Source organism: Bradyrhizobium sp. CCBAU 51627, assembly GCF_028128765.1.
In the GTDB taxonomy this organism is placed as follows: Bacteria; Pseudomonadota; Alphaproteobacteria; order Rhizobiales; family Xanthobacteraceae; genus Bradyrhizobium.
In genome coordinates this window covers 1-503 of sequence record NZ_LBJG01000010.1, presented here as the reverse complement: position 1 = coordinate 503, position 503 = coordinate 1, and the positions used below count along the sequence as shown (strand labels likewise).

General features: G+C 59.4%; 2 protein-coding genes. Both read left to right on the top strand.

The window, feature by feature from the left end:
• On the top strand, positions 1-103 hold a 103-nt coding region (locus tag XH88_RS06255; RefSeq protein ID WP_271614549.1), incomplete at its 5' end, for a hypothetical protein.
• 92 nt (positions 104-195) lie between these two features.
• The coding region (locus XH88_RS06250; protein ID WP_271614548.1) for a 2-dehydropantoate 2-reductase N-terminal domain-containing protein at positions 196-503 on the top strand (308 nt) is incomplete at its 3' end.

Here is a 503-nt window from a genome sequence, read left to right as displayed (position 1 = left end):
GAACCCCGGTAAAATCATGCTGGAACTGATCGAGGTCCAGACCGGCTCCTATCTCGGGGAAGACGACATCATCCGGATTGAAGACGACTATCAGCGCTCTTGAAGGGTTCTGCCATTTTCTTGGGCGAGCGGGCTGATCGAAAAAAGGTATAGGGTGTTCGATCGAACATCCGTCTTCAACGGAGAGAGTTTTTCATGCGAATCGCGATGATCGGCACGGGCTATGTGGGACTGGTGTCCGGAGCCTGCTTTGCGGATTTCGGCCACGACGTCACCTGCGTCGACAAGGACGAGAAGAAGATCGCTAGCCTGCATCGCGGCGAGATTCCGATTTACGAGCCGGGCCTCGACGAACTGGTCGCCGCCAACGTCAAGGCCAAGCGGCTCGACTTCACCACCGATCTCTCCAGGCCGGTGGCGGATGCCGACGCGGTGTTCATCGCGGTCGGCACGCCTTCGCGTCGCGGCGACGGCCACGCCGATCTCTCCTATGTCTACGCCGC